Raw genomic sequence first — 20,814 nt, 5'->3', positions numbered from 1 at the left:
CTCAAAAATCTCCCACCGTTTCGCCATCATGGCGATTCGCAAGGTGACCTAAGAGTCGCGTGTTGATAGATGATGAAATGGCACGCACACTCCCGTCTGCCATGGTGAATTGCACATATCCCGAATGAGAGCTTCCAAAGGAATACGACCCTGCCCGAATGTCATTTTGATGGTGCCCCAAAGGTACACCCGGCCCCGCAATGCGAGAATAATTTGTCAAATGCCGACCTAAGTAGGCGGGGCCATTGAATGGTGTCTTATTTTTCCAGGTTCCCAGGACGTGATTTTCACCGATCAGAAAAGTGTTGCTGGTCCCATCAGTCACATCTGCGATCCGAATTTTATCTTGCCAGTTTCGCTCGATGCCAGACTCGTCTCCAAACGGTCGACTGGAAATAATCACTCCTGTGCCATTACCACCCCAATAAAAATCGGTGGGTTGGCTGATCGCTCCTGGCGAGAGATCCCCGTGGTTGGATGCATAGTCCGCTACTGCTCCCCCAGGAACCGTTTGAGTCCCTGCTGGACAACCGCAGGGAGCGGTGATTGTCACGGTTTCGTCATTAACCACAGCATTATCGACAGAGTGTCTTTCCGGGCAAAGGAAAATCGGCAACGCGTGCTGGCGGGCCGACTTGGGGTTCAAACCATACGTCAGGTATTCGTCCCACTGCGCATGCAGAGCTGACTGTTCAATAAATGGAAGCAGTCTCACAAGCCATGTTGGTTCGTCCAAACCAACAAGTGTGCCGAGATCATTGCCTGCACTGCGAGGAACATTCAGGATCAGCCTGGCCGGAGGAAATGCGTCGTGGGTATCGTGAAAGGAGTGAGTCGCCAGCCCCAGTTGCTTGAGATTATTCGCACACTGAGTTTTTCTGGCAGCAGCTCGTGCCTGCTGAACCGCAGGCAGTAATAAGGCAATCAGCAAACCGATAATGGCGATCGCGACGAGTAATTCAATAATGGTAAAACCATTCCTCATGAGCCGCTGTTTGTTATAGTCATGCATGACTTCACCTCGAACTGCAAATTCCAATGTATCACGTGTATTAGTATGGGGATAACGATGGAATGAAAGAATACTACAGGCTCCACGCCTGAAAAAAGGACGTCGTATTCTTTCAGAGTAGTCGAGTCTCACTTCCCGTCTGGATCTGATCCTGCTGGTTGAGGAGACAAGATTCTTCGTCCGGATCACTTTCCTGTTGAACTCTGAAAGGATCAGGGTAAGTCGCCCAGACCGCGGGACCCTGCAGCCATTCCAGATCCTGGAGCAGACATGCATCTAATACTTTCCTGATTTGTATCTCATCCATATCTGTTCCGATAAAGACGAGTTCCTGTCGACGATCGCCGTACTCACCTTCGTATTTGGAAAGAATTTCGCTGGCATGTTCTGCATCGACATTCCAGTCTTCCGGCTTCACGGCAGACCACCAGTAACCTGCTGGATCAAACCGCATGGAAATCCCTGCTTGAGACCAGAGACTGGCAATGTCATTCTGTGAAGCGAGCCAGGCAAATCCCTTGCTGCGAAGGACGTTTTCCAGCCAGGCGTCATCCTGGTCCAATGCATGCCAGAGCCGTTCCGGATGAAAAGGACGCCTGGCCTGATAGGTAAAACTCTGGATGCCGTATTCATCGACCTCAGAGTGGATTTCTCCCCGCGGTGTTTCCAGCCAGCCGGTGTGGCTCGCAGCGGAATCCATATCAAACAGCCCTGTTCCCAGTACCTGTTTTAAATCGACTTTTCCGAAAGAAGATTCGAGGACCAGAGCCTTGGGATTCAGATGTTGAATCACAGCATGAAGTTGCTCAAGATCCTGTCTGCTGACGAGGTCTGCTTTATTGATCAGAATGATATTGGCGAATTCAACCTGATCAATGAGCAGGTCTACAATGTTACGCTGATCTTCTTCACTCAGTCCAATTTGCCGGTCAACCAGATCTTCGTGGGACTGATAGTCACGTTGGAAATTAGCAGCATCGATTACGGTGACGAGTGTGTCCAGCCGGGCCACATCCGAGAGACTGTTTCCCTCTTCGTCTGCAAATGTAAAAGTCTCGGCTACAGGCATCGGTTCGGAAATTCCCGTCGATTCAATCAGTAGATAATCGAACCGTTGTTCCCGCGCCAGACGACTGACTTCCAGAATCAGGTCTTCTCTGAGAGTACAACAGATACATCCATTTGACATTTCCACCAGTTTTTCTTCTGTACGACTGAGAGACTGGTCTCCCTCTTTTACCAACGCTGCATCGATGTTGATTTCACTCATGTCGTTGACGATCACGGCAACTTTGAGTCCGGCTCGATTAGCCAGAACGTGGTTGAGCAGTGTCGTTTTTCCCGCTCCCAGGAAACCGGAAAGGACCGTAACTGGTAATTTATCTGAGGATGAGGAACAGCTTTGAATCATGGTCTAACTCCGTTAAAAAAGATGTAAACAGGTAATAAATCCTGCTGCATTTATAATGAGGCTCAGGAAACGATCGTTGGTCAGGCAGAGGTTAAAGCCTGAATTGAAGGATGTTGAAAAGCGAAGCCGGGGTTTCCTTAGAAGTTCTTAAAAAAGGAACTCAGTTTAAATCTCTCAGGTAAGCATCAACCATCCGTCGATGTGTATGATGAATGTCGGAAACCAGTTGTCTGACTTCTTCGTGTTCTTCATCTTCAATCTCGTGGGCCAGCAACTCCAGTTTTTCCCTGAGAAGTTGAGCCTTCCAATGATGGTATTCACTGAGTTTCAGATTTCTTAAATAGACGCCCACTTCCAGCTTGCGGGTCCAGTCATCGTAGATTTCGATCCAGTATTTCGAATGCGATTTATTTCCAGACAGTGCACCGGAAAGTGCTTCTGTTTTGGCAATTATCATTTCATCGCAAACAACATCCGGAGACGGATAATAGGAAAAGCAGCCGACACCGCTGGCGACGATCAATCCCGCCAGAATTAAAAATCCCAAAACCGGATCCGGAAGCACGATGTCAAATTTACCGGTACGAACGGGTTCCACTTTTTTCAGCCAGTTTTCGATACGCGAATTCCGGTCAAAAAATCTCAGGATAAAACCTGCCAGAATCACACACACCAGAATCCCAGACGAATAGACTTCATAAGGATCGACGACATGTCCCAGCTTCTCATTGGCGGTTTTATAAAAGTTGGTGGTTCCTGAACTGAAGGGCTGGCAATAGATATCGAATGCATGTGTATGATCTGCGGGTTCGATATTTGTCGGGAAGAGTGGTTTTTCCACTCCATAAGCCAGACCGATGATGACCATGAGCAGCAGAGAAAACCAGACCAGCGTTTTTTTCCAGTTGTAGTTTCGAATGATCCAGGCAACCAGTCCCAGATTCACACCGGCCCCGAGTACCAGCAGAATGAATGCGGCCCCGACCGAGTTAGCATGCTGAAACATCGAACCCAGTTGGGACATGGCCAGCATTGGTGTAGCATAAACGGGAATCGCCACACCCGTCATCAGTAATGGGGCGTAAGAATTGTCGTAATTCACCGATCGCTGCAGACTGGCCTGCGGTAGAAATGCACCCAGCAGAGCAACTCCCGACAGTCCTATCAGGATATATATCAGGCTGGCCCCCGATGCTTCTTTTGCAGCACTGAAACCGATAGAGAAGATGCGTTTGATCCCATAGGGAACCGCCTGGTCATCAGCGGGGACATTGGTCTGCTCCGGAAAGAGTTTGTCCCAGATTGTTCCCACCAGTGTAACGATCAGCAGTGAAAATAACGCAAATGCCAGGATGGTTACCGGCTCGGACAGGGTCAGTCCATAGAGCAGTGATAGCGGGTTGAACAGTGGGGCAGACATCGCAAAGGCGATAATAGTTCCGCCTGCCAGACCTGATTTTTTCAACTGACGTGCAACCGGGATAACCCCCAGGGAACAGACCGGCAGCAGCATCCCAATGACCCAGGCCCGGAACAGGGCTGCCCTGGTCCCTTCGCCAAACAGTCGTCTGGTTTCTGCTGCGCCAAAAAAACGCTGAAAGATGGCTGCAATAAACAATCCTGCAAGAATGAAAGGCGCTGCTTCCAGCAGGCACTGGATAAAGCGAAGTGCGAATCCCCAGAGAATATATTGAATCATGACGGCGTCCCGAAGCAGGAAGAAGAGTACAATTGTGCGATAACAGAATGAAATTCAGCCATTGAATTTTTTCATTTCAGAGGGGCCGGAATACTGTTTTAATTTTACGACCAGCAGAAAGTATCGACCGACCAGCGAAGAGTCGATTTCTGAATCAGAGAAATTAAACTGTTGAAAAACCGTCTTTAACTCAGATGAAAACTGTTTGACCTCATTCCAGTCGCTGTGTTTCAACTCGCTGTCCGCTGCCAGCTCAGGAATCCAGTCAATAATCTCTGCCAGTTCCTGCTGTTTTTTCTGAGTCCCCTCCTCCTGATCTTGATTCAACAGCCGTCGCATCCGAGTATCCAGCTCTTTGACGGTCGCGGAATATGTCTTGGGTTTATGTTCCGGAATATGATGTTCAAGATGGTTTTCATCTTGAGCGGAATCCGCACTTTGAGTGCATCCGGCTTGAAAACAAATCAGGAGGCCAGAGAGACACAAAGCCATGGTGCCAGTAATTCGTGATTTGATGAGATATTGATGATGCATTTGTCTGCCTGTGGGAACGAAAGTAATAACAGGGCCATTAGTCATTGATCGTCAGTTGCTGGATGGTAAGGCATATTCGGGCAGTTTTACGGAATTGAGTATTTCCTCAATCAAAGTCCGATTTTCAGACTGATCTACACCCAGACGGACGCTGAGAACCGGCAGTGCCGTCTCCAGCAGATCATCCGGGATGACATAATTCCTCTGGTTTAAGAATGCGTGAGCCTGAGCAACTCTCTGCCAGGTCAGTAAGCCACGCGGGCTTAAACCAAGAGTGACATGCGGATGTTTACGGGTCGCGTTTCCGATCTGAACCAGATAGCGTTGAACCGATTCTGCTACCGAAATCGCAGCGATCTTCTGCTGCATTTCCAGCAATTCTTTCTCATTGAAGACAGGTTCCATTTCCGTTGCGGCATCTGATTCCTGGTCGATAGCCGCTGCCAGGATGCGAATTTCATCGAGTTCATCCGGGTACCCGATGCTTAACTTCATGGAAAAACGGTCGAGTTGTGCTTCGGGCAGAGGATAAGTGCCGTGCTGATCGATGGGATTCTGGGTGGCAATCACAAAGTAATCTTTTGATAACTGATAGCGGACCGCGTCCACGGTAACCTGCCGTTCCGCCATCGCTTCCAGCAGGGCACTCTGGGTTCGGGGAGTTGCTCTGTTGATTTCATCTGCCAGCATGATGTCTGAAAAAACGGGGCCTTCACGAAATTCAAATTCGTGTGTCTTCTGATTGAAAATATTGAAACCGGTAATATCACTGGGGAGTAAATCCGGCGTGCATTGCACTCTGGCAAACCGGCCGCCAATTAACGTCGCGAGTGCTTTCGCCAGCATCGTTTTTCCCAGACCGGGGTGATCTTCCAGCAGTAAATGTCCGCGGGAAAGCAGGCAGATGACCACGTTGTCGATGACATCTGCTTTCCCTTTCAAGACCTCATTCAGACAGTCTCTCAACTGCTCGATTCGGGAATATTCCTGTTGCAAATCCATTTTGGTTTTGTTTTCTAATAGTGTTGTCATGAGTCCCTGCTTTAATAAATGAAGGCGTCTATCAGGGAGATCGCTTTTTCCAGCGTGCTTCGTTGATGATTCGGCTGCAGCAATTACTGATCTGATCGATTCCGGGAGCGTGCGTTTGATCGGCGGAACAGGGAGCAAAGGCTGCCCAGTTCACGTATTGAGCCAGTTCAGAAAGACTGCTGGTGTTGATGGATAAATTGTCAGCCTGTAGTCGCAACCACTGGTTGAGAGACATGGAGACGGGCCTTTTATAACCTTGCCCACGTAATCGCAGTTCGAGCAGCCACAGGGTTCTGAAAATCAACCGGCGGGCATCACGGGGGCGGAAAATCCTGAACCAGCCTGTCACCAGAAGATCGGTAATCCGATACCGGAGGAAAATTACGCTGATGATGCTCCCCAGTGCGAGTAAACAGGAAATCAGATGCTTGCCAATCCAGTTTGAGGCTGCCAGGAATGCTTCAACGGTTCTTTCATATAAAGATAGAGGCGGACCCAAAATCGAATAACCGGTTGTCGGCTCAATCGTACACCAGTCATTCGGGCCTGGTCCGACTTTTACTTCAGCCCAGAAATGAACATCGTCTGCACAGACCGGAGTGTGATCGGATTTTAAATCATAGTCAGCCGGGCTGGCGTAGAAACCACTGACCAGCCTGGTTGAATAGCCGAGTGACCGGAGCATCAGTGCAGCAGATGAGGCGATCAGATGATCTGGCCCTGCTTTTCGTTCGAACAGAAAACCATCTAGAGGGAGCTGTTGTTTTCCGTCATAGGCAATCGATCGGTCGTGCTGAAAATGCTCACGGTGATACTGCTCGATACACTTAATTCGTTCCCAGTCATCTTCGATATCAGTGACCAGTTCTTTCGCCATGCTCCTGATTTTCGAGATAATCGGAAGCTCCGGGAGCGCAATAAAATGTTTCTCCTCACGCGACAAAGCCGCAAAACGGGCGTCGCGATATTCAATCAGCTTTCGATCAGGAAAATGGCTGATCAGATGGATGGGGACCAGTCGGGGCAACTCTTTCCGGTCGAGTTTCACAATGCTTTCCTGGTACCAGTCAAACAGGTCAATACGATCAATCAGGTCAATATGAATTTCTCTCAGGTGCAAGGGTGCAGGGAGTTGGTTCGATTTCAGATGGTTGTTGGTAATGACGTGCAGTTCGTTTCTGCATTCCTGGGAGAGAGTATGAGCTTTGCTGTGTACAACGATGTAAGGTTTTTCAAAGCGTTCTTTAAGAGAAAAACTTTTCTTGTAGTCATTTTTCAATGGTTCGCTGAACCAGTTGATACCATCGAAGATATCGTACGTCTCCATGCGGAGGTGCAGGGGAGTCCTGCCGGAGACATGCAGCAGCGCATCAGAAGAGATTCCTTCAGACGATTTCTCTTCTGCTGTTTTCTGATTTCGGGCTGTAGAAAAATGGCGGTTGATATTCTCGGCATCGGGGAGTTCTTTTTCTTCGATCTTCTGGTCCTGCATTCTCAGCCCGATGGCCCGGTCAATATTTTTCGAGATTTCCCCGGGCTCGTCGTAGGTATCAGACATGATGTCATACAGACTGGGATCGTCTGATGACATGAAAGGGGCATTTTCGAGAGGAGCAAAACTGCGAATGTCATACTTTCCGGCAACCAGTAATTCACCATCGCCAAGTCCATCCCGGGCATGCAGATCGCCTCGACTGTCCCCCCCTGAACTGGGAAGAATTCCTTTGAACGCATGCACAACGGGATTCTCACCAGTGAAGGAGACGATCAGAAACAGTATTAATGCGAGAGAGGAAAGCATCAGATATTTGCCCAGATTCTGTTTCTTCACAGCGGGCAGCAGGGCAATCCGCAGAGTGCTCCAATAAGAGTAAAACAGCCAGAAGAAACCTAAAATGAGTTCCAGTCCCGCGAGTACGATCAGGTCCGGGCCGGAATAAGTGGTCGCGGCACAGATAATTAAAAAAATTGATCCCCAGGCGGCTAACTGCTGGTATTTCTTCCAGCAACCAGCTGCAGCCATTACCAGAAACGTATTTTTGACTGCGAACATCAGGATCAGTTCAAAAGGTCTGCCATTTCCAAAGAGCATTCTCTGAAACGGCTCCCAGGCCAGGCTCGACAACATCGCCGCCAGCAAAATGAGGTTGACCGTTGATTCCAGACCGTTCCGTTTTTTAAGAGAGATGAAATATCGGGCTCCCAGGAATGCAACCGTCGTTTCGATCAGAAAAATGGTAGCAATCCAGGTACGGGAATACCTGCCGTGAGCGTCTGAAATGCAGAGAGCCAGTGCCCCCGTTAACACCATGGCAATGGTGACGAAATGCAGAATGCGGCTCTCGACAGTCTTTGTTGAATCAGCTTGCATAGCACGCTTTCTTCCAACTGTCAGCAAAAGATTTCTGCCGACTTTCTTCCGGGCTGTCCAGACGCAACCAGGGTTCGCATTGGCAATCTGGGTGATTACTGAATTTCTGAGACGGTGAGTCCTGAACTACAATCATACGCGAACGAAGACGAGTCGATCCGTTATTAACCCGTTGCAGGTACCCGCTGCTGTTGGTAATCACGAATTCAGGCAAGGGAGAGACCGCATGTTTTCGCTCTGAAGGGGGCAGTCCTTCTGTGGGGATGCAGGCCAGTTCGTCAAGTAACTGATGCAGGTCTCGCTGGTTTCCTTCGCAGCGAAACAACTTGTTGCCAATGACGCATTCCACGGATGCATGTTGATTTAAAAGCGAATAACACACACTGGCGGTAATGCGAATGACAGCTTCCAGGGAATCCCGATTCCCATTCTGGAAGTGTGTGGAATTGAGGTCGGGAATGACTCTCAAGGCACAGACGGCAGCAGCCTGACGTTCGGTAACAATCATCTGGCCTTGTCGAGCCGACTGAGACCAGTGAACCCGTCTCAAAGAATCACCCAGTCGGAATGTCCTGGTACCGATCACATCTCCATAATCACCGGCACGATGTGAGGTAAATCGATCTTCACAGGAACTGACTTCCCTTAATTCGGGTAGAAAAGCCAGTTTTGAAATCTCTGGCCAGACAATCAGAACAGAATCCACAGAGAGTGAGATCTTCTTTTTATACATTCCGAACGGGAATGCCGTTTCCAGAAAGGCAGTACTGGTAGAATAGATGCCGCGTTTTCTGGGAACAAAATCCCAGATATACTCACTGGTTTTCCAGCCCGGAATGCAATCAATGGCGACTTCACATAAGTGATCTGAATGCTCGGAAAAGGGATGCCTCAGGTACACACCCCAGGCAGGCCACGGCCAGTTGTTTTTTACAATCAGTCTGGCTCCTACGGATTCACCGCATTTGGTCCGAACTTTATTGAATGAGAGTTCGGCATAAAGTCCCTGCACACTGATCCAGGGCCACACGACGCCCACCAGGATGATCAGAGCCAGCGCGGATGCGATGAAAAGGATTCCGGAGTTAACCAGCAAACCGCAAATAAATGCCGTCAAAATACTGATGGCCAGACACCAGAACGGGTTTTTCAACCAGTAGACCCACTGGTTGATCTGGGGACAGAAATCATAATGCAGTATTTCGTTGAAAATCTTTAACAACGACTGATCCGACTCAGACTGCATTTCCGAATTCCGCTTTTCCTGATTTTTCATAATTCACCTGTAAGGTATCGGCGAGTAGATAGATTTCTAACTATTGGTAAGGGTTTCCCTCTCCCTGTAAAAAATGAAATTCCCGGTCTTTATATTCCACACAGGTCCAGACAGTTTTATTCAAGCTGCTATGAATCCAGTAAAACCGTCGTTGCTGACTGGCACCATGGTAAACTTCAGGTGTGCCAGCCAACTCAGGACTTCCAACCATACTCGGATTTTGCTGAAAATAATGTGCCAGCAATTTTCCGTCGCTCTTTCCAATAGAGCTTTCTCGCTGCCATTTCGAACCATGGATGACCAGTTCTGCTGGTGCGTTTACGGTCACTGTTTCAGTTTCTGAATTCTCATTGCTGGAGCAACCGGCAAGCATGCTGCAACAGACGACCAGTCCTGGTATCAGGGCACAAAGTCCGGATTTTATATGGGGTAAGCAACGAAACATGTTGATCTTCAAATTTTGAATACGAAACATCATTTAAGCAGATTGAGTAAAACTTTTAGAATTCGCCGAGAACTTCACCGTCCGCCCGGCTGAACAGGTTGCGTAATGTTTCCAGGTGAATATTTTCTCCCAGAAAACGAACACTCCCGTCACAGAGAAGGACGTTGGCTCCACCGACATGCAGACTGCGCGCTCCTGAGACAATTTCTCCATGATGCACCACATCGGGACTCTGGGAATTAGGTGGCAGGTACCCATGTACGAGGGTGCTATAACCTAATGCACGAATCCATGATCCTGCTCGTCCCCCTTCATAATTGGAGGCTGCCCGGGAAATCAGATCATCTGAAGTCGCCGAACAGGGGCTTCCGCCACTGACACGTTTCATCTGTCGATCAGGGTCTAATAACATCGTGGTATCGGGACCTCTATCACCAAATAAAGTTTCCGCCATAAAAATGGTGTTTGTCGTTCCATCTGTAATATCGCGGAAGCGTGTTGATGACCCACGCCAGAACAATCCATCGTTTGCTGACGTACAGTATTCCATGTTCAATCCGGAACCGCCGTTAACCATATAATTGGAACCCGCCCAGACAGCACCCTGTGAATCGGTGAAATGTACTTTTCCGGCGTCACTGGGGCACATGAAAACGGGGATGGTTTGTTTGACGACATCAACCAGGGCCGGATTCAGAGCTGCTGCCCAGGGGGGGCCTGACAACAGGGGTTCCCTGAAGTCAATCAGGTTATGTAAGTTGCCTTGATCGATGTAAGGCAGTAGCTGTGCTGAGGGAGAATAGCCGTAAAGAGAATCAGAAGCCAACAGAGGGAGTCGCGAATGTGTTTCGTTATAGTTGTGCAGCGCCAGTCCCAGCTGTTTCAGATTATTCTTACATTGAGTTCTGCGGGCTGCTTCGCGGGCCTGTTGAACGGCAGGCAGCAGCAGGGCAATTAATATGGCGATGATCGTAATCACGACCAGTAGTTCGATGAGCGTAAAGCCACGATGTTTTCTTTTCATTTTTCCTCCAGCATGGGTTTGAATTATCGAAATCGAATCGGGCGTATCGCGATGGCTTGCCTGATAGTAACTGCCATTTATATGCACAATAATATTAATGGTATTAATAATGCAAATGCAAACTAATTGCAATAAAGATTTGTGAAAAAGAAAAATTGCTGAGTTGCTCGGTCAGAAAAACTGATTTTGCATTAGAAAAATTGGGAAAACGAGACTGAATTCTCAGACGATGCTCTTGCAGATTAGTTAGTAGTCAAATCATCTGGCAGACCCAGATCGCCCGTAAACTTCCAGGGTATGGGCGGAAGTAATCACTGAGACAAGCCAATGCAAGAATTAATGACGCACTCGCAGAATGCTGGAACCAAAACACGCAGACAGCAGCATGAAGCAGACCAGTATGAAAGTGGCTGGATTTTTATCTGGATGCGCATCGACTTCGACTGTTTCTTCGCGTACCTCACTCATTTCAATGCCTTCCACATCGGGCAGAGATTTTGTGGGTTGCAGGGCCGCTGACAGGGCCAACTGATAATCAGACAGCGTTTCCGGACTGGTTTCATTTCCTGGTGCATTTAACTGCTGATTCAGGAATTTGTGAAACGCCTGATTGCCACACGTTTCGTACGAACAGGCGGCTCCATGTTCTGCCACCAGCTCGGTGTGAACTTCAGCCAGCTTTTGCAACACGGCCTGATCTGGCGACCAGAGCCCCTTGCGGGCTGTTTCCAGCATGACGGCCGTCATATCCTGGAGGGCATACGGATTCTTTTCTTCAAAGTACTCCCGCATCTTGAGCTGATGTTTATCTTCGATGTAAACGCGGTAGGTCTCATCCCACATGTCTTCGCCAATGGCAGAAGGCTGCATCACATTCCAGCCATACATGTTGCGGACTGTTTCCGTCAGTGAAGCGGCGGCTGAGGCACCTTCGCGCTGCATGCCCTGAATATATTTCGGATTCCACATCGACGTCCGGGCCTCCTCTCGAATGGCACCAACGGACGTCGTCACTTTCGCGCGTCCCGGTTGTCTTAAATCGCTGAAATAGCCGGTCGGATCGTTACCCGTTGTTTCACGCACCGCCAACGTGATTCCCCCCATAAATTCATATACGTGATCGAGTGAGAGTGGCCCCCAGGTATTTGACGAACGGGGATGCACGACCGCGTCGACCCCCTGCATCTGGGCTTCCAGTAATCCCGGCAACACAGTTCCCCAGCGATCGCCGTCGCGATACACGCCTGACATGTTTTTGATATAGCGTTCGGCAACCTGGCTTCCCTCTTCCCAGGTGTCTCCTTTTTCGACCATACCCATGATCTGAGTCCCGTAACTGCTGTTTGACGCCGAACCGAAGATGCGGGCGGTGGCAAAGTCGCGGGCATCTTTCGCCGAGGCACCGCCCGCTTTGAGCGTCTGCTCGGTCTCTTCTGTCCCTTCACGAACATAATTCGGAAACGCTTCCTGTTCCAGAACGCTGGCGATCTGCACCGCATCGTCAATCAGTTTAATGCGTGACGCAGCCGCATCGCGAAACTGTCCCGATGTCTGCACCAGCACATCAACCCGCGGTCGTTTGAGTTCCTCAGAAGGAATCACTTCTACATCATAGACCACGCCCCGGGAATTCCAGACGGGACGCATACCCATCAGATACAGAATCTGTGCGATCGCGGTCCCTTTGCCGCGGATAAATTCGCCCCCCCATAACGAAATCGCAACCTGCCGCGGGTAGTTTCCTGCATGTGTGGCACGGTGTGCTTCCAGCATCTGATCGGTCAGTTTCATGCCGACACGCCACGCTTCCGGCGTCGGCGTCTGTTCGGCGTTGATCGAAAACAGATTGCGACCCGTGGGAACCGAGTCCGGGTTAACCAGCGGGTCTCCACCACTGGATGGCTTGATGAACCGGGCATTGAGGGCCGCCGTGATCTGTTCCAGTTCCGTCTCCGGTGAGATCCGCAGGTTCTCTGCATTCTGGTATGCGGCTTCAATCAGATCCATCAGCTTCTGCTGCTGATCAGGAGCCTCCACGATCATCGACTTAAAATCCTCGGTAGAATTCCAGAGCCGCTGTGCTTTGACTTCTGCTGTTGGTTTTTTCGCAACTAAGGGTAACTCTTCTGACTGTTGTTCGTTTTCAACCGGACTCGCTTTGGCATTAATACCGGTCCACATCAATTGAGGGTTGGAAACAGAATTTTGTGTTTGTTTCTCAACTGGTTTCTCTGTCGATTTCTGTGGATGAGAGTCGGGCTTGCCCGGGGGCCCTTTCTGCTCTGACTTGGGGTGTTGTTGAGGATGTGAGGCTGCCCCTTCTTTTGGCTTCGCGCCGGGATGTCCCTGGCTCGCGTTTCGTTTTGACGTGGCACCCGAGATGCCATCCGGCTTCGGTCTTTTTTCTTTCTCGACGGCGGCTTTGATTTTCGCCTGTTCTTTAGGACTGAACAGCGACTCGGATTTCAGTTTTCCTGCCAGCACCTCGAAAACAAACTGCCGGGCCATGTCCTGGCGGTACTCCATCGAATCTTCGTTGATCGGTTTACCCAGTGACGCCAGCAACTGATCCACGCCCTGTTCGCCGAGCATCGCGGTTGCGGTCTGCTCAATCTGCTGTTCGCTTAAATCGCGACCGATGACATGCAGGCCGTCGGTGATACTCTGGTCTTTCAGCTGATGAATGTAGTTATGCACCGCGGTCAGTTCCTCAGCCGTCAACAATCGTTCCGAGAGTGCATCTCCATCGAGTCCCAGGTCTTCCGCCATGTTGAGTTCGTTGACCAGTTCCGTCACCGAACGCAGAGTCTCTTCCCGCAGTAGCGGGTCTTCAACCTGTTCCCAGTCATGAATTTTATCGTGCAACAAAGAGAGGTCGCCGTACAGACCGGCTTCCATGAAGGGGGGCGTCAAGTGTGAGACGATGACCGCATTCGAACGACGTTTGGCGACCAGTGCTTCGCCCACGTTATTGATCACGTACGGATAGATGTGTGGTACATCGCCGATCAGGATATGTGGCCAGCAGTCGCGGCTCAGACAGTTCGATTTACCGTAGGTGAATTCCAGCGAACCGTGCGTGCCAAAATGCATAATCGCATCGGCCTGAAAACCGTAACGAGCCCAGAGGTACGCACCCAGGTAAAAGTGCGGCGCGGCCTGATCGGTTCCATGAATGGAGCTGATTTCGTCTTCATTTTCACCGCCGCCACCCACCGTGGGTTGAGGCATGATCACCACGTTACCGAGTTGAATCCGGCTGATAATCAGGTGCGGCTGACCTTCGACGCTGGTCACCATATTGTCGCCCGGCAGTTCTCCCCAGAGGGCGATCGTCTCTTTTTGACGCTTGGGGGAAAGCGCCTGCTGGAACCATTGGGCGTAACGGGTCGCTGGAACCAGTTCCGGATTGGCTTCTTTCAAAAACGTTTCAAACGAACCAAGGGCCCATTGCCCCAATGTCTTGCCTTTGGTCTGGATCAGTTCGAACAACGCCTCGGGCGTTTCCGGCAGTGGACCTCCCAGGTCATATCCTACTGCCTGGAGACGCTTGAGTGTATTCAGCAGCGCGGGGGCGACTTCCAGTCCGCCGGCTGAGAGTGCCGCCATGCCGGGCGATTTGTAATACACAATCACCACCCGTTTTTCCGAGTTCGGTTTCTGTCTCAGTTTGAGCCAGTTCAATGTCAGGTTGACGCGGTTTTCCACCCGGTCCGCCAACGGCGTTCGTACGTTCAAGCCACGCGCGTTGGGTTCCATCGACGAAACCACGATCGGCTCAATGATACCGTCCAGTTCAGGGGCCGTGATCGATTGCCCCATGAATCCCCCCTCCATGCCTCGTTCATCTTTGTCCCAGCTTTCTCGGTTACCCAAGAGCGGCAGCGCACTGACAATCGGGCAGTTCAAATCACGCAGTAATTGTTCGCCCTGTCCGCCATAGGAAAAACGACCGTGGGGAAATGTCAAAATCAGATCTGGTTTGACCTCGCGCAACAGGGCAAGTGCCTCGGTTCGACCGAAGATGGGATACACTTTTGCACCACCAGCTTCCAGCTGACTGAGGATCGCATCGACCGGCTCCCGGTTCAGTTTGTCTTTGGGACTCATGAAGCCACTCAGCAGAGCTACTCGTGGTGCTTTCGAATCAGCAGGGAACCCTCGCTCGGCAGCAAACGTTTCGTAGGCATTCACGGTTTCAAAAATCTGATCATCCAGATGAAACAGGCCGAACTGAGGCACTTCGATCAAATCGGGAACGTTGACTTCGCGGCCCCCCAGATGATGAGCCGCATAATGGGCCATACCGATCAGGTTTTCTTCGCCACCATGACGCATGTAAGCAGTGAGCTGATCCCGGTGCGATTCAGGAATACTGTTCTGTTTAGCAGAGAGTGCGTTAGTTGCCGTTCTGACATAGAAGTGCGTTCCCCGCGCACGCGCCCGGGCGATTCGTTCCAGTTGCTCGGGCGTCAGGTTCAGTCCCTGGCCGCGAATGAATACCAGGTTGTAATTTTGCAGATTTGCCGTGTCGATACCCTCGTCAGGATAGCGGTGCAGGGCATAAGGTGTTTTCTGAATCGCTGTTTCCCAGTTGGCCCAGTCGGTATCAGAAAAACCAATGGTCGCAATCCGGAATGGACGGAGATACTGGTAGTAGGCCCAGAGACCGCCTCCAAAGCAGACGGCCAGCAACAGCAGGGAAGTAATGTATTTCTTGATCATGATCGTTGAAAATCCGTTGAGGAAAACGTTTGAAGTTACGGGGTGCTGCTGGCTTCACCGTCGGCGGGGACATAAATCACACGGCCATCGGGCAACTGATATGCCTGACCCAGCAGCTGTCCTTTACCGGCTCCTTTGGATTCAGACGCCTCATACTGTTTGATCTCCTGGCCCTCCTTGACGATGATTTCCATCTCGGGGGTTCCCGGATCGGTGATGATCGTGTAGTCCTTATCTTTCAGCAGGGCAGGGACCTGCAGGTACGAAATCAGTGAGACCATCAACGCGACGGCAAACACCATCGCCACATCAAACAGGTTAGCCAGCGCCGCCAGCGGATCGTCTTCAGTCTCTTCGGCAAGAAAGCCGGCTGATCCCTGTCGCAGGGTACGAAACTGCTGGAGCGACGCGGACGATATTACTACGTTCGGGCGTTGTTCGACTGTTTCAGGCATGCGCGTGGTCCTTTGTTTTATGAGTCTCCGCACCGTTGTTCTCATGATGTGGTTGCGGATCTTCTGTCTGAAACGAGGACGAACAGATTCGCTCTGCGGCAAAGTTCAACAGGGAAAGATCTGCCTGGTACCAGTGTTTCTGAATCGTCACCAGGTAACCGGCCATCATGCCGACGAACAGGCCGAGGACCGTGGTGGAAAAGGCGATCACCAGATTGTTGCTCATCATCTGAATATCGCCGACCGCCAGCCCGACCAGCGCCGGCCCCAGCGGGATCAGCGTGCCCATCAAACCAAGACTCGGACCCAGCTTGACCATTCCTCGCAGCTGATCCACCTTTTTTTGCCAGGTCATTTCCCGTTGTGTAATGGCGTACGCGATCCGCGGAAGATCATTTTGAGCCGACTGAATCTCCTGCAGCCCGTTCAGGAAATCGCCAGCTCCCGTCAGTTCGGGCCATTCACTCTGGTTCTGTTGAATCGCGTGTTCCACGGCTTTTCTAAGATCTCTTTGCTGATTGCGACTCAGATACTCTTGGAGAGTACGACCACATTGTGTCAGAACTTTGACTAAAGAGAACAGTAGCAGCAGCATGACTGGAATCAGCAGTGCATTGGACAAGATGTAAAATACCTGGGTGATTTGATTCATATCGATTTAACTTCTGATTGCCTGGTTGAATGAAAACTAAGACGATTTATTTGTTGCAACTACCTGCTTTATTCGAGTCTGCTGATTTCGTCCCAGGAGAAAGCCAACGCTGACGAAAATCAGGGCAATCAGCAGAGCCAGCCCGGTTTCCAGAAACATCTGCCAGAGCGACTGGACCTGTTTGACTTCGGGGAGAGTCTGATTCAGAGTAGTGACCAACCCTGCCAGGATGCATAGAGTCAGACAGCCGATGATATGGATTCTTAAAACGAAATTGGGTTTGAAAAGATATCCGATTAAGCACATCATAATCATGATTAAAATCAGCGCACTGCCGACACAGATACCTGCCAGTTCAGGGCGGGCTCCAATCTGAGAGGCCAGCCATTGCTGCTCAACAAACAGGATGGAAATAACAACGACAGGTGAGGGGACGCTGCTAATAATTCCCAGAACGAGTGACCAGAAATCATGTTTCTTGCTGGTGATTATACGTAATCCTGAGGTCAGGCTGGCAGCACTTAGCAAAAGCTGCCCTGCACAGAGAAAAAGTAAAATATCCGGAGCAAGAACACGTTCCTGAAGATCAAGGAGCGTGTTGGAGTCGGCGATGGGGTTTAGAAGAAAGCCAGTCAGGCCTGCTACGCCAATAGCAAAAGGAATGAGAAACCATTGTCGGGAATAGACCAGACCCATGCTTTGACAAATAACGGCAGCGAGAAATGCGATTACCAGCAGGTTGCCCTCGCTGTTACTGATGACGGTTTGGATCACCTGCATAATGCCCTCCATCACTTTTTCCTTAATAAATCAAATACTGATATCACACATAATGCAAAACTATAATCACGTCGTGATGCAAATGCAAATTAATTGTATAAACATTTTGTATGTATTAATGTGGTGGGGTTTATTAAGAATCGCGTATGATCGAATACTTTCTGTTTCTGTTTAGATAATATTGATGCATCGGAAGAGACCTCGAAAATCACCTTTATTCTGCTGGTCAATACCTGTATGCGGCTTGGGGAACTGCAGTGGCTGGCATGGGGTGATTTTATTTTCGATCAAAAGTACGTCGACATCCGCCCCAAAGAAGACTGGTCTCCCAAAACCGGAGAGTCCCAGAGGGTGCCGATGACAGGATGAGTTTATGAGGAATTCCGTCTACTGCCCCGGACCGTCCCATACAAAACCCTCTTCTTAAAGACTTTTACTTGGGCTGATTCTGGGAGCCGTGAAACGATAGGAGCTTATAAAATTTTGAGCCTCTACGGTGATTTTGAGGTAGCTCAACGCTTTCGAACTTTTCTGGAGTAGCTTAAGACAGACGCGACACCGGTATCTAAGGTGAGCTACGTCAACTCTGCGGCCTCACAGTCGGTGAAGGTTCCGCAGAGTACTGAAAGAGGTCGTCCATGGAATGTGAACTGTGTCACAGCGGGGTACAAATAAAGTGACATCTCCTTATTTTACATCATGTTACTACCGAGACTCATTTTACCACGATGGTTCAACTATTTCATCCCCTGCTGACATTGATCGCTACTGCTTCCGACAGCCTGTTGGCTAAATACGTCCTCTATTTGAAAAATGAGAACCGGATTCTGCGGGACCGTATCCCAGGAGAGATTCATACAATACTTCACGAACGTGCGCAGCTCCTGAAATATGGCAAGCCGCTCGGAAAAGCGATCAACGAACTGATCACGATCGTCACTCCCGGGACGTTTCATCGCTGGGTGCGGGAAGAGAAACGAAGCCGGAAGAAAAAGCTCATTGGTCGGCCAGGAAAGAGTGCCGTACTGCGAGGACTGGTTCTCAAGATCGCCCGTGAAACGGCGTTCGGCTACACTCGCATCCTGGGTGAACTTAGGAAACTCGGCATTTCCCGGATCTGTCGTCAGACGGTGAAAAATATCGTCAAGGAAGCAGGGATCGAGCCGAGTCCGAAACGAAGTACCGGCACCTGGGACCAGTTTCTCAAAATTCATGCGGAAACACTCTGGGCCTGTGATTTCTTCACGAAACGAGCCGTAACACGGCGTGGACTCGTCGATTTGCATGTATTAGTTTTTATGCATCTTGAGACACGTGAAGTCTTTGTGACACCCTCAACCCGAAGTCCGGACTCAGCCTGGGTCACGAATCAGGCCAAAGCATTTGTAAACCACGTTGCCGATCGGGATGAGAGGCCGACCTGCCTGATCCATGATCGAGACACAAAGTTCTCTGCCGAATTCAAGCAGTTTCTGAAGAACCAAGGCATTCAGCCAAAGAGGCTGCCAATCCGATCTCCCAATTTAAATGCCCGGGTTGAAAGGTTTGTGCAAACGATTAAATACGAAGCCTTGAACCATTTCATCGCATTCGGTCAACGGCATCTCGATTATCTCGTTTCGGAATTCGTTGACTATTACAACAAACATCGAGCGCACAGTTCACGAGAATATCTGCCACCCTGCTGTGCCAATCCGCCGCCGGAATTCGAGAAGATCAAGATCGATGAGATCCACCGCGAAGAACATCTTGGAGGTCTGATCAAGTCGTATAAGCGGATTGCGGCGAAGATCAAATCAATAAGCAAGTGATTTCTTCACGCTCAGCGTACGCGCGTTCGCTCCTGTGATTCAAAATCAACAATCCTTCACAGCAGACGTGAACCGCACCACGTTAGTTTTTTCAACAGATTTTGTTTTCAAAGATCAATTGAATCTTGGACTTAACGGGCAACAGTCTTTTTGTACCCGACGGATGGAATTATTTCACAAGAATAAAACATATGGTGAGATTGCCCAACAGTTGGGGGTTTGCCGAAACGTTATTACCGCAGCCGTTAAATTCTGGCACCAGCAAAAAGGATTGCCCGTTCCCGATGGTCGAAGTCGGAGGAAAACACTGTAGTTAATAATGAACAGAAGCCATATCGATTGGTCGGCTATCAGGCATGGTAGTCGGCCGTTTTTTATCTATTCGCTTTATGTGGGGAGATCTCAGGCGACTCGAATCGTATTTCGAGTCGGTAGTCTCAAACTGTAATGGAGGGTGAACCGGCCTTTGTTTAGTCATCCAACCAGGAAAAATTATCGATTCGGTGATTTCAAAATGGTGTTCTAATAAAGAAGAAGGCCGGGGCTCTGTATTACTCAGAATCCCCGGCCGGTCATCAGTTGCGGCCTGATGAATCAGGCCATTTTGTACAGCAGCAATTTGAACCTTTGAATGTTGTAATCACAATCAAACGGATTTCTAATCAGCACAAATCTAGCACAAAATCAGAATCTTCAATTCCAGTTGCTCGTTTGGTCCTACAAATAAAGGGTCAAAAGCGGTCTTGTACAAAAAGGAGCGGAGAGAGGGGGATTCTCTGACCGCTGATTTGCTGCCGGGCTTCCCATATGTTTGAGACTGTAATAATAGACTTATTCTGACAATCGTCAAGAACTATTATCAGTCGTTGATTAATTCAAGGCAAAAATGAATGCCACAAAACTGCCACAAAGTTTTTGAGCCACGAATTGTTCTGGTCACTCGCCAGAAATACGAGACACGGGCATCAGCCCGCCACAGCATCTTCGAGTACATCAAAGTGTTCTACAATCGTGAAAGGCTCCATTCATCTCTGGGCTATCAGAGCCCCGAAATGTTTGAGCAGGCAGTATAACCTAATTCCAGCGCCCACTATTTCTGGGGAACTTCATCATATTACGGAGATAAAGGCCTCCCTGATGCTTACAGAGACTCTCGGCTGCTGCATTCGAAAGACACTCCCACGTCAGGCCTCTGAGGTCAAGCGCTCCCCGATGCTTACTGAGGCTCTCCGCCGCTGCGTCTTCAATGGCGGTAAACGCGTTGAGATTCACAGAATCTGTATCTGCCAGAAACTGCTCTGCAATCTCTTTTGTGATTGTATGTTGTCTGTATCGTTGAAATGTTTCTGCTGCTGACTCAGGCCAGTTACGGATGTCATAATGCAGGTTCAGACGACAAGCTAGGCTCTCGGCTGCTGAATCCGAAAGACTCGTCAGGCTTCTGAGGTGAAGACTCCCTCGATGCTTCCCGAGGCTCTCGGCCACTGCATCCGAAAGACTTGTCAGGCCACTGAGGTGAAGACTCCCTCGATGCTTCCCGAGGCTCTCGGCCACTGCATCCGAAAGACTTGTCAGGCCACTGAGGTG

At 49.8% G+C, this 20,814-nt stretch carries 16 protein-coding genes and 1 pseudogene; 3 read left to right on the top strand and 14 right to left on the bottom strand.

The window, feature by feature from the left end; all coding sequences use genetic code 11:
* Window position 1: 1 nt before the first annotated feature.
* The 13 genes from ACN0YN_RS14520 to ACN0YN_RS14460 all read right to left on the bottom strand — a co-directional run bounded on the left by ACN0YN_RS14520 (window position 2) and on the right by ACN0YN_RS14460 (window position 17,416).
* Entirely contained in the window at window positions 2-1,012 is a 1,011-nt protein-coding gene (locus tag ACN0YN_RS14520) for a DUF1559 domain-containing protein (protein ID WP_417385739.1), read from the bottom strand.
* A gap of 112 nt (window positions 1,013-1,124) precedes the next feature.
* Window positions 1,125-2,423, bottom strand: a complete 1,299-nt coding sequence (gene zigA / locus ACN0YN_RS14515; RefSeq protein WP_417385738.1) for a zinc metallochaperone GTPase ZigA — start codon at window positions 2,421-2,423, stop codon at window positions 1,125-1,127.
* 160 nt (window positions 2,424-2,583) lie between these two features.
* Window positions 2,584-4,122: a permease gene (locus tag ACN0YN_RS14510; RefSeq protein ID WP_417385737.1), complete on the bottom strand. Its 1,539-nt coding sequence runs from the start codon at window positions 4,120-4,122 to the stop codon at window positions 2,584-2,586.
* A 54-nt stretch (window positions 4,123-4,176) separates the two neighbouring features.
* Complete coding sequence (locus ACN0YN_RS14505) at window positions 4,177-4,656, bottom strand: hypothetical protein (protein WP_417385736.1); 480 nt, start codon at window positions 4,654-4,656, stop codon at window positions 4,177-4,179.
* A 51-nt stretch (window positions 4,657-4,707) separates the two neighbouring features.
* Window positions 4,708-5,688 carry an AAA family ATPase gene (locus tag ACN0YN_RS14500; protein WP_417385735.1) on the bottom strand — a complete coding sequence of 327 codons (981 nt, stop codon included), beginning with the start codon at window positions 5,686-5,688 and terminating at the stop codon, window positions 4,708-4,710.
* A gap of 31 nt (window positions 5,689-5,719) precedes the next feature.
* Window positions 5,720-8,059: a transglutaminase-like domain-containing protein gene (locus ACN0YN_RS14495; RefSeq protein ID WP_417385734.1), complete on the bottom strand. Its 2,340-nt coding sequence runs from the start codon at window positions 8,057-8,059 to the stop codon at window positions 5,720-5,722.
* On the bottom strand, window positions 8,049-9,335 hold the full coding sequence (locus tag ACN0YN_RS14490) for a DUF58 domain-containing protein (protein WP_417385733.1): 1,287 nt from the start codon (window positions 9,333-9,335) through the stop codon (window positions 8,049-8,051). Before ACN0YN_RS14490 ends, ACN0YN_RS14495 begins: the two co-directional genes overlap by 11 nt.
* Window positions 9,336-9,375: 40 nt before the next feature.
* Window positions 9,376-9,663: a hypothetical protein gene (locus ACN0YN_RS14485; protein WP_417385732.1), complete on the bottom strand. Its 288-nt coding sequence runs from the start codon at window positions 9,661-9,663 to the stop codon at window positions 9,376-9,378.
* Window positions 9,664-9,835: 172 nt separating this feature from the next.
* Window positions 9,836-10,804: a DUF1559 domain-containing protein gene (locus ACN0YN_RS14480; protein WP_417385731.1), complete on the bottom strand. Its 969-nt coding sequence runs from the start codon at window positions 10,802-10,804 to the stop codon at window positions 9,836-9,838.
* 336 nt (window positions 10,805-11,140) lie between these two features.
* Complete coding sequence (locus ACN0YN_RS14475; protein WP_417385730.1) at window positions 11,141-15,529, bottom strand: cobaltochelatase subunit CobN; 4,389 nt, start codon at window positions 15,527-15,529, stop codon at window positions 11,141-11,143.
* Window positions 15,530-15,564: 35 nt separating this feature from the next.
* On the bottom strand, window positions 15,565-15,984 hold the full coding sequence (locus ACN0YN_RS14470) for a DUF2149 domain-containing protein (RefSeq protein ID WP_417385729.1): 420 nt from the start codon (window positions 15,982-15,984) through the stop codon (window positions 15,565-15,567).
* Window positions 15,977-16,636, bottom strand: coding sequence for a MotA/TolQ/ExbB proton channel family protein (locus ACN0YN_RS14465; RefSeq protein WP_417385728.1), 660 nt, complete (start codon window positions 16,634-16,636; stop codon window positions 15,977-15,979). Before ACN0YN_RS14465 ends, ACN0YN_RS14470 begins: the two co-directional genes overlap by 8 nt.
* Before the next feature lie 36 nt (window positions 16,637-16,672).
* The gene (locus ACN0YN_RS14460) at window positions 16,673-17,416 is read right to left on the bottom strand and encodes a hypothetical protein (RefSeq protein WP_417385727.1); all 744 of its coding nucleotides are present in this window, start codon (window positions 17,414-17,416) and stop codon (window positions 16,673-16,675) included.
* 237 nt (window positions 17,417-17,653) lie between these two features.
* Here ACN0YN_RS14460 and ACN0YN_RS14455 point away from each other — a divergent pair, with 237 nt between their 5' ends.
* The 3 genes and pseudogenes from ACN0YN_RS14455 to ACN0YN_RS14445 all read left to right on the top strand — a co-directional run.
* Complete coding sequence (locus ACN0YN_RS14455) at window positions 17,654-17,785, top strand: hypothetical protein (protein ID WP_417385726.1); 132 nt, start codon at window positions 17,654-17,656, stop codon at window positions 17,783-17,785.
* A 359-nt stretch (window positions 17,786-18,144) separates the two neighbouring features.
* On the top strand, window positions 18,145-19,227 hold the full coding sequence (locus ACN0YN_RS14450) for an integrase core domain-containing protein (protein ID WP_417385725.1): 1,083 nt from the start codon (window positions 18,145-18,147) through the stop codon (window positions 19,225-19,227).
* Window positions 19,228-20,159: 932 nt separating this feature from the next.
* Window positions 20,160-20,300, top strand: a pseudogene (locus ACN0YN_RS14445) (IS3 family transposase); the annotation flags it as partial.
* Between the two features lies 1 nt (window position 20,301).
* On the opposite strand, the gene ACN0YN_RS14440 reads toward ACN0YN_RS14445, so the two are convergent.
* The coding region (locus ACN0YN_RS14440; RefSeq protein WP_417385724.1) for a hypothetical protein at window positions 20,302-20,814 on the bottom strand (513 nt) is incomplete at its 5' end.

This window comes from Gimesia sp., from assembly GCF_048260065.1.
Classification (GTDB): domain Bacteria; phylum Planctomycetota; class Planctomycetia; order Planctomycetales; family Planctomycetaceae; genus Gimesia.
The sequence above is the reverse complement of the archived record's forward strand: the minus strand, read 5'-3'. Positions and strand labels throughout refer to the sequence as shown.

Coding starts and splice junctions, on each gene's coding strand:
- ACN0YN_RS14475 (WP_417385730.1), bottom strand. CDS start 15,529: ATGATCAAGAAATACATTACTTCCCTGCTGTTGCTGGCCGTCTGCTTT.
- ACN0YN_RS14520 (WP_417385739.1), bottom strand. CDS start 1,012: ATGCATGACTATAACAAACAGCGGCTCATGAGGAATGGTTTTACCATT.
- ACN0YN_RS14495 (WP_417385734.1), bottom strand. CDS start 8,059: ATGCAAGCTGATTCAACAAAGACTGTCGAGAGCCGCATTCTGCATTTC.
- ACN0YN_RS14470 (WP_417385729.1), bottom strand. CDS start 15,984: ATGCCTGAAACAGTCGAACAACGCCCGAACGTAGTAATATCGTCCGCG.
- ACN0YN_RS14455 (WP_417385726.1), top strand. CDS start 17,654: ATGCGGCTTGGGGAACTGCAGTGGCTGGCATGGGGTGATTTTATTTTC.
- ACN0YN_RS14500 (WP_417385735.1), bottom strand. CDS start 5,688: ATGACAACACTATTAGAAAACAAAACCAAAATGGATTTGCAACAGGAA.
- ACN0YN_RS14480 (WP_417385731.1), bottom strand. CDS start 10,804: ATGAAAAGAAAACATCGTGGCTTTACGCTCATCGAACTACTGGTCGTG.
- ACN0YN_RS14450 (WP_417385725.1), top strand. CDS start 18,145: ATGGTTCAACTATTTCATCCCCTGCTGACATTGATCGCTACTGCTTCC.
- ACN0YN_RS14465 (WP_417385728.1), bottom strand. CDS start 16,636: ATGAATCAAATCACCCAGGTATTTTACATCTTGTCCAATGCACTGCTG.
- ACN0YN_RS14460 (WP_417385727.1), bottom strand. CDS start 17,416: ATGCAGGTGATCCAAACCGTCATCAGTAACAGCGAGGGCAACCTGCTG.
- ACN0YN_RS14510 (WP_417385737.1), bottom strand. CDS start 4,122: ATGATTCAATATATTCTCTGGGGATTCGCACTTCGCTTTATCCAGTGC.
- zigA (WP_417385738.1), bottom strand. CDS start 2,423: ATGATTCAAAGCTGTTCCTCATCCTCAGATAAATTACCAGTTACGGTC.
- ACN0YN_RS14505 (WP_417385736.1), bottom strand. CDS start 4,656: ATGCATCATCAATATCTCATCAAATCACGAATTACTGGCACCATGGCT.
- ACN0YN_RS14490 (WP_417385733.1), bottom strand. CDS start 9,335: ATGAAAAATCAGGAAAAGCGGAATTCGGAAATGCAGTCTGAGTCGGAT.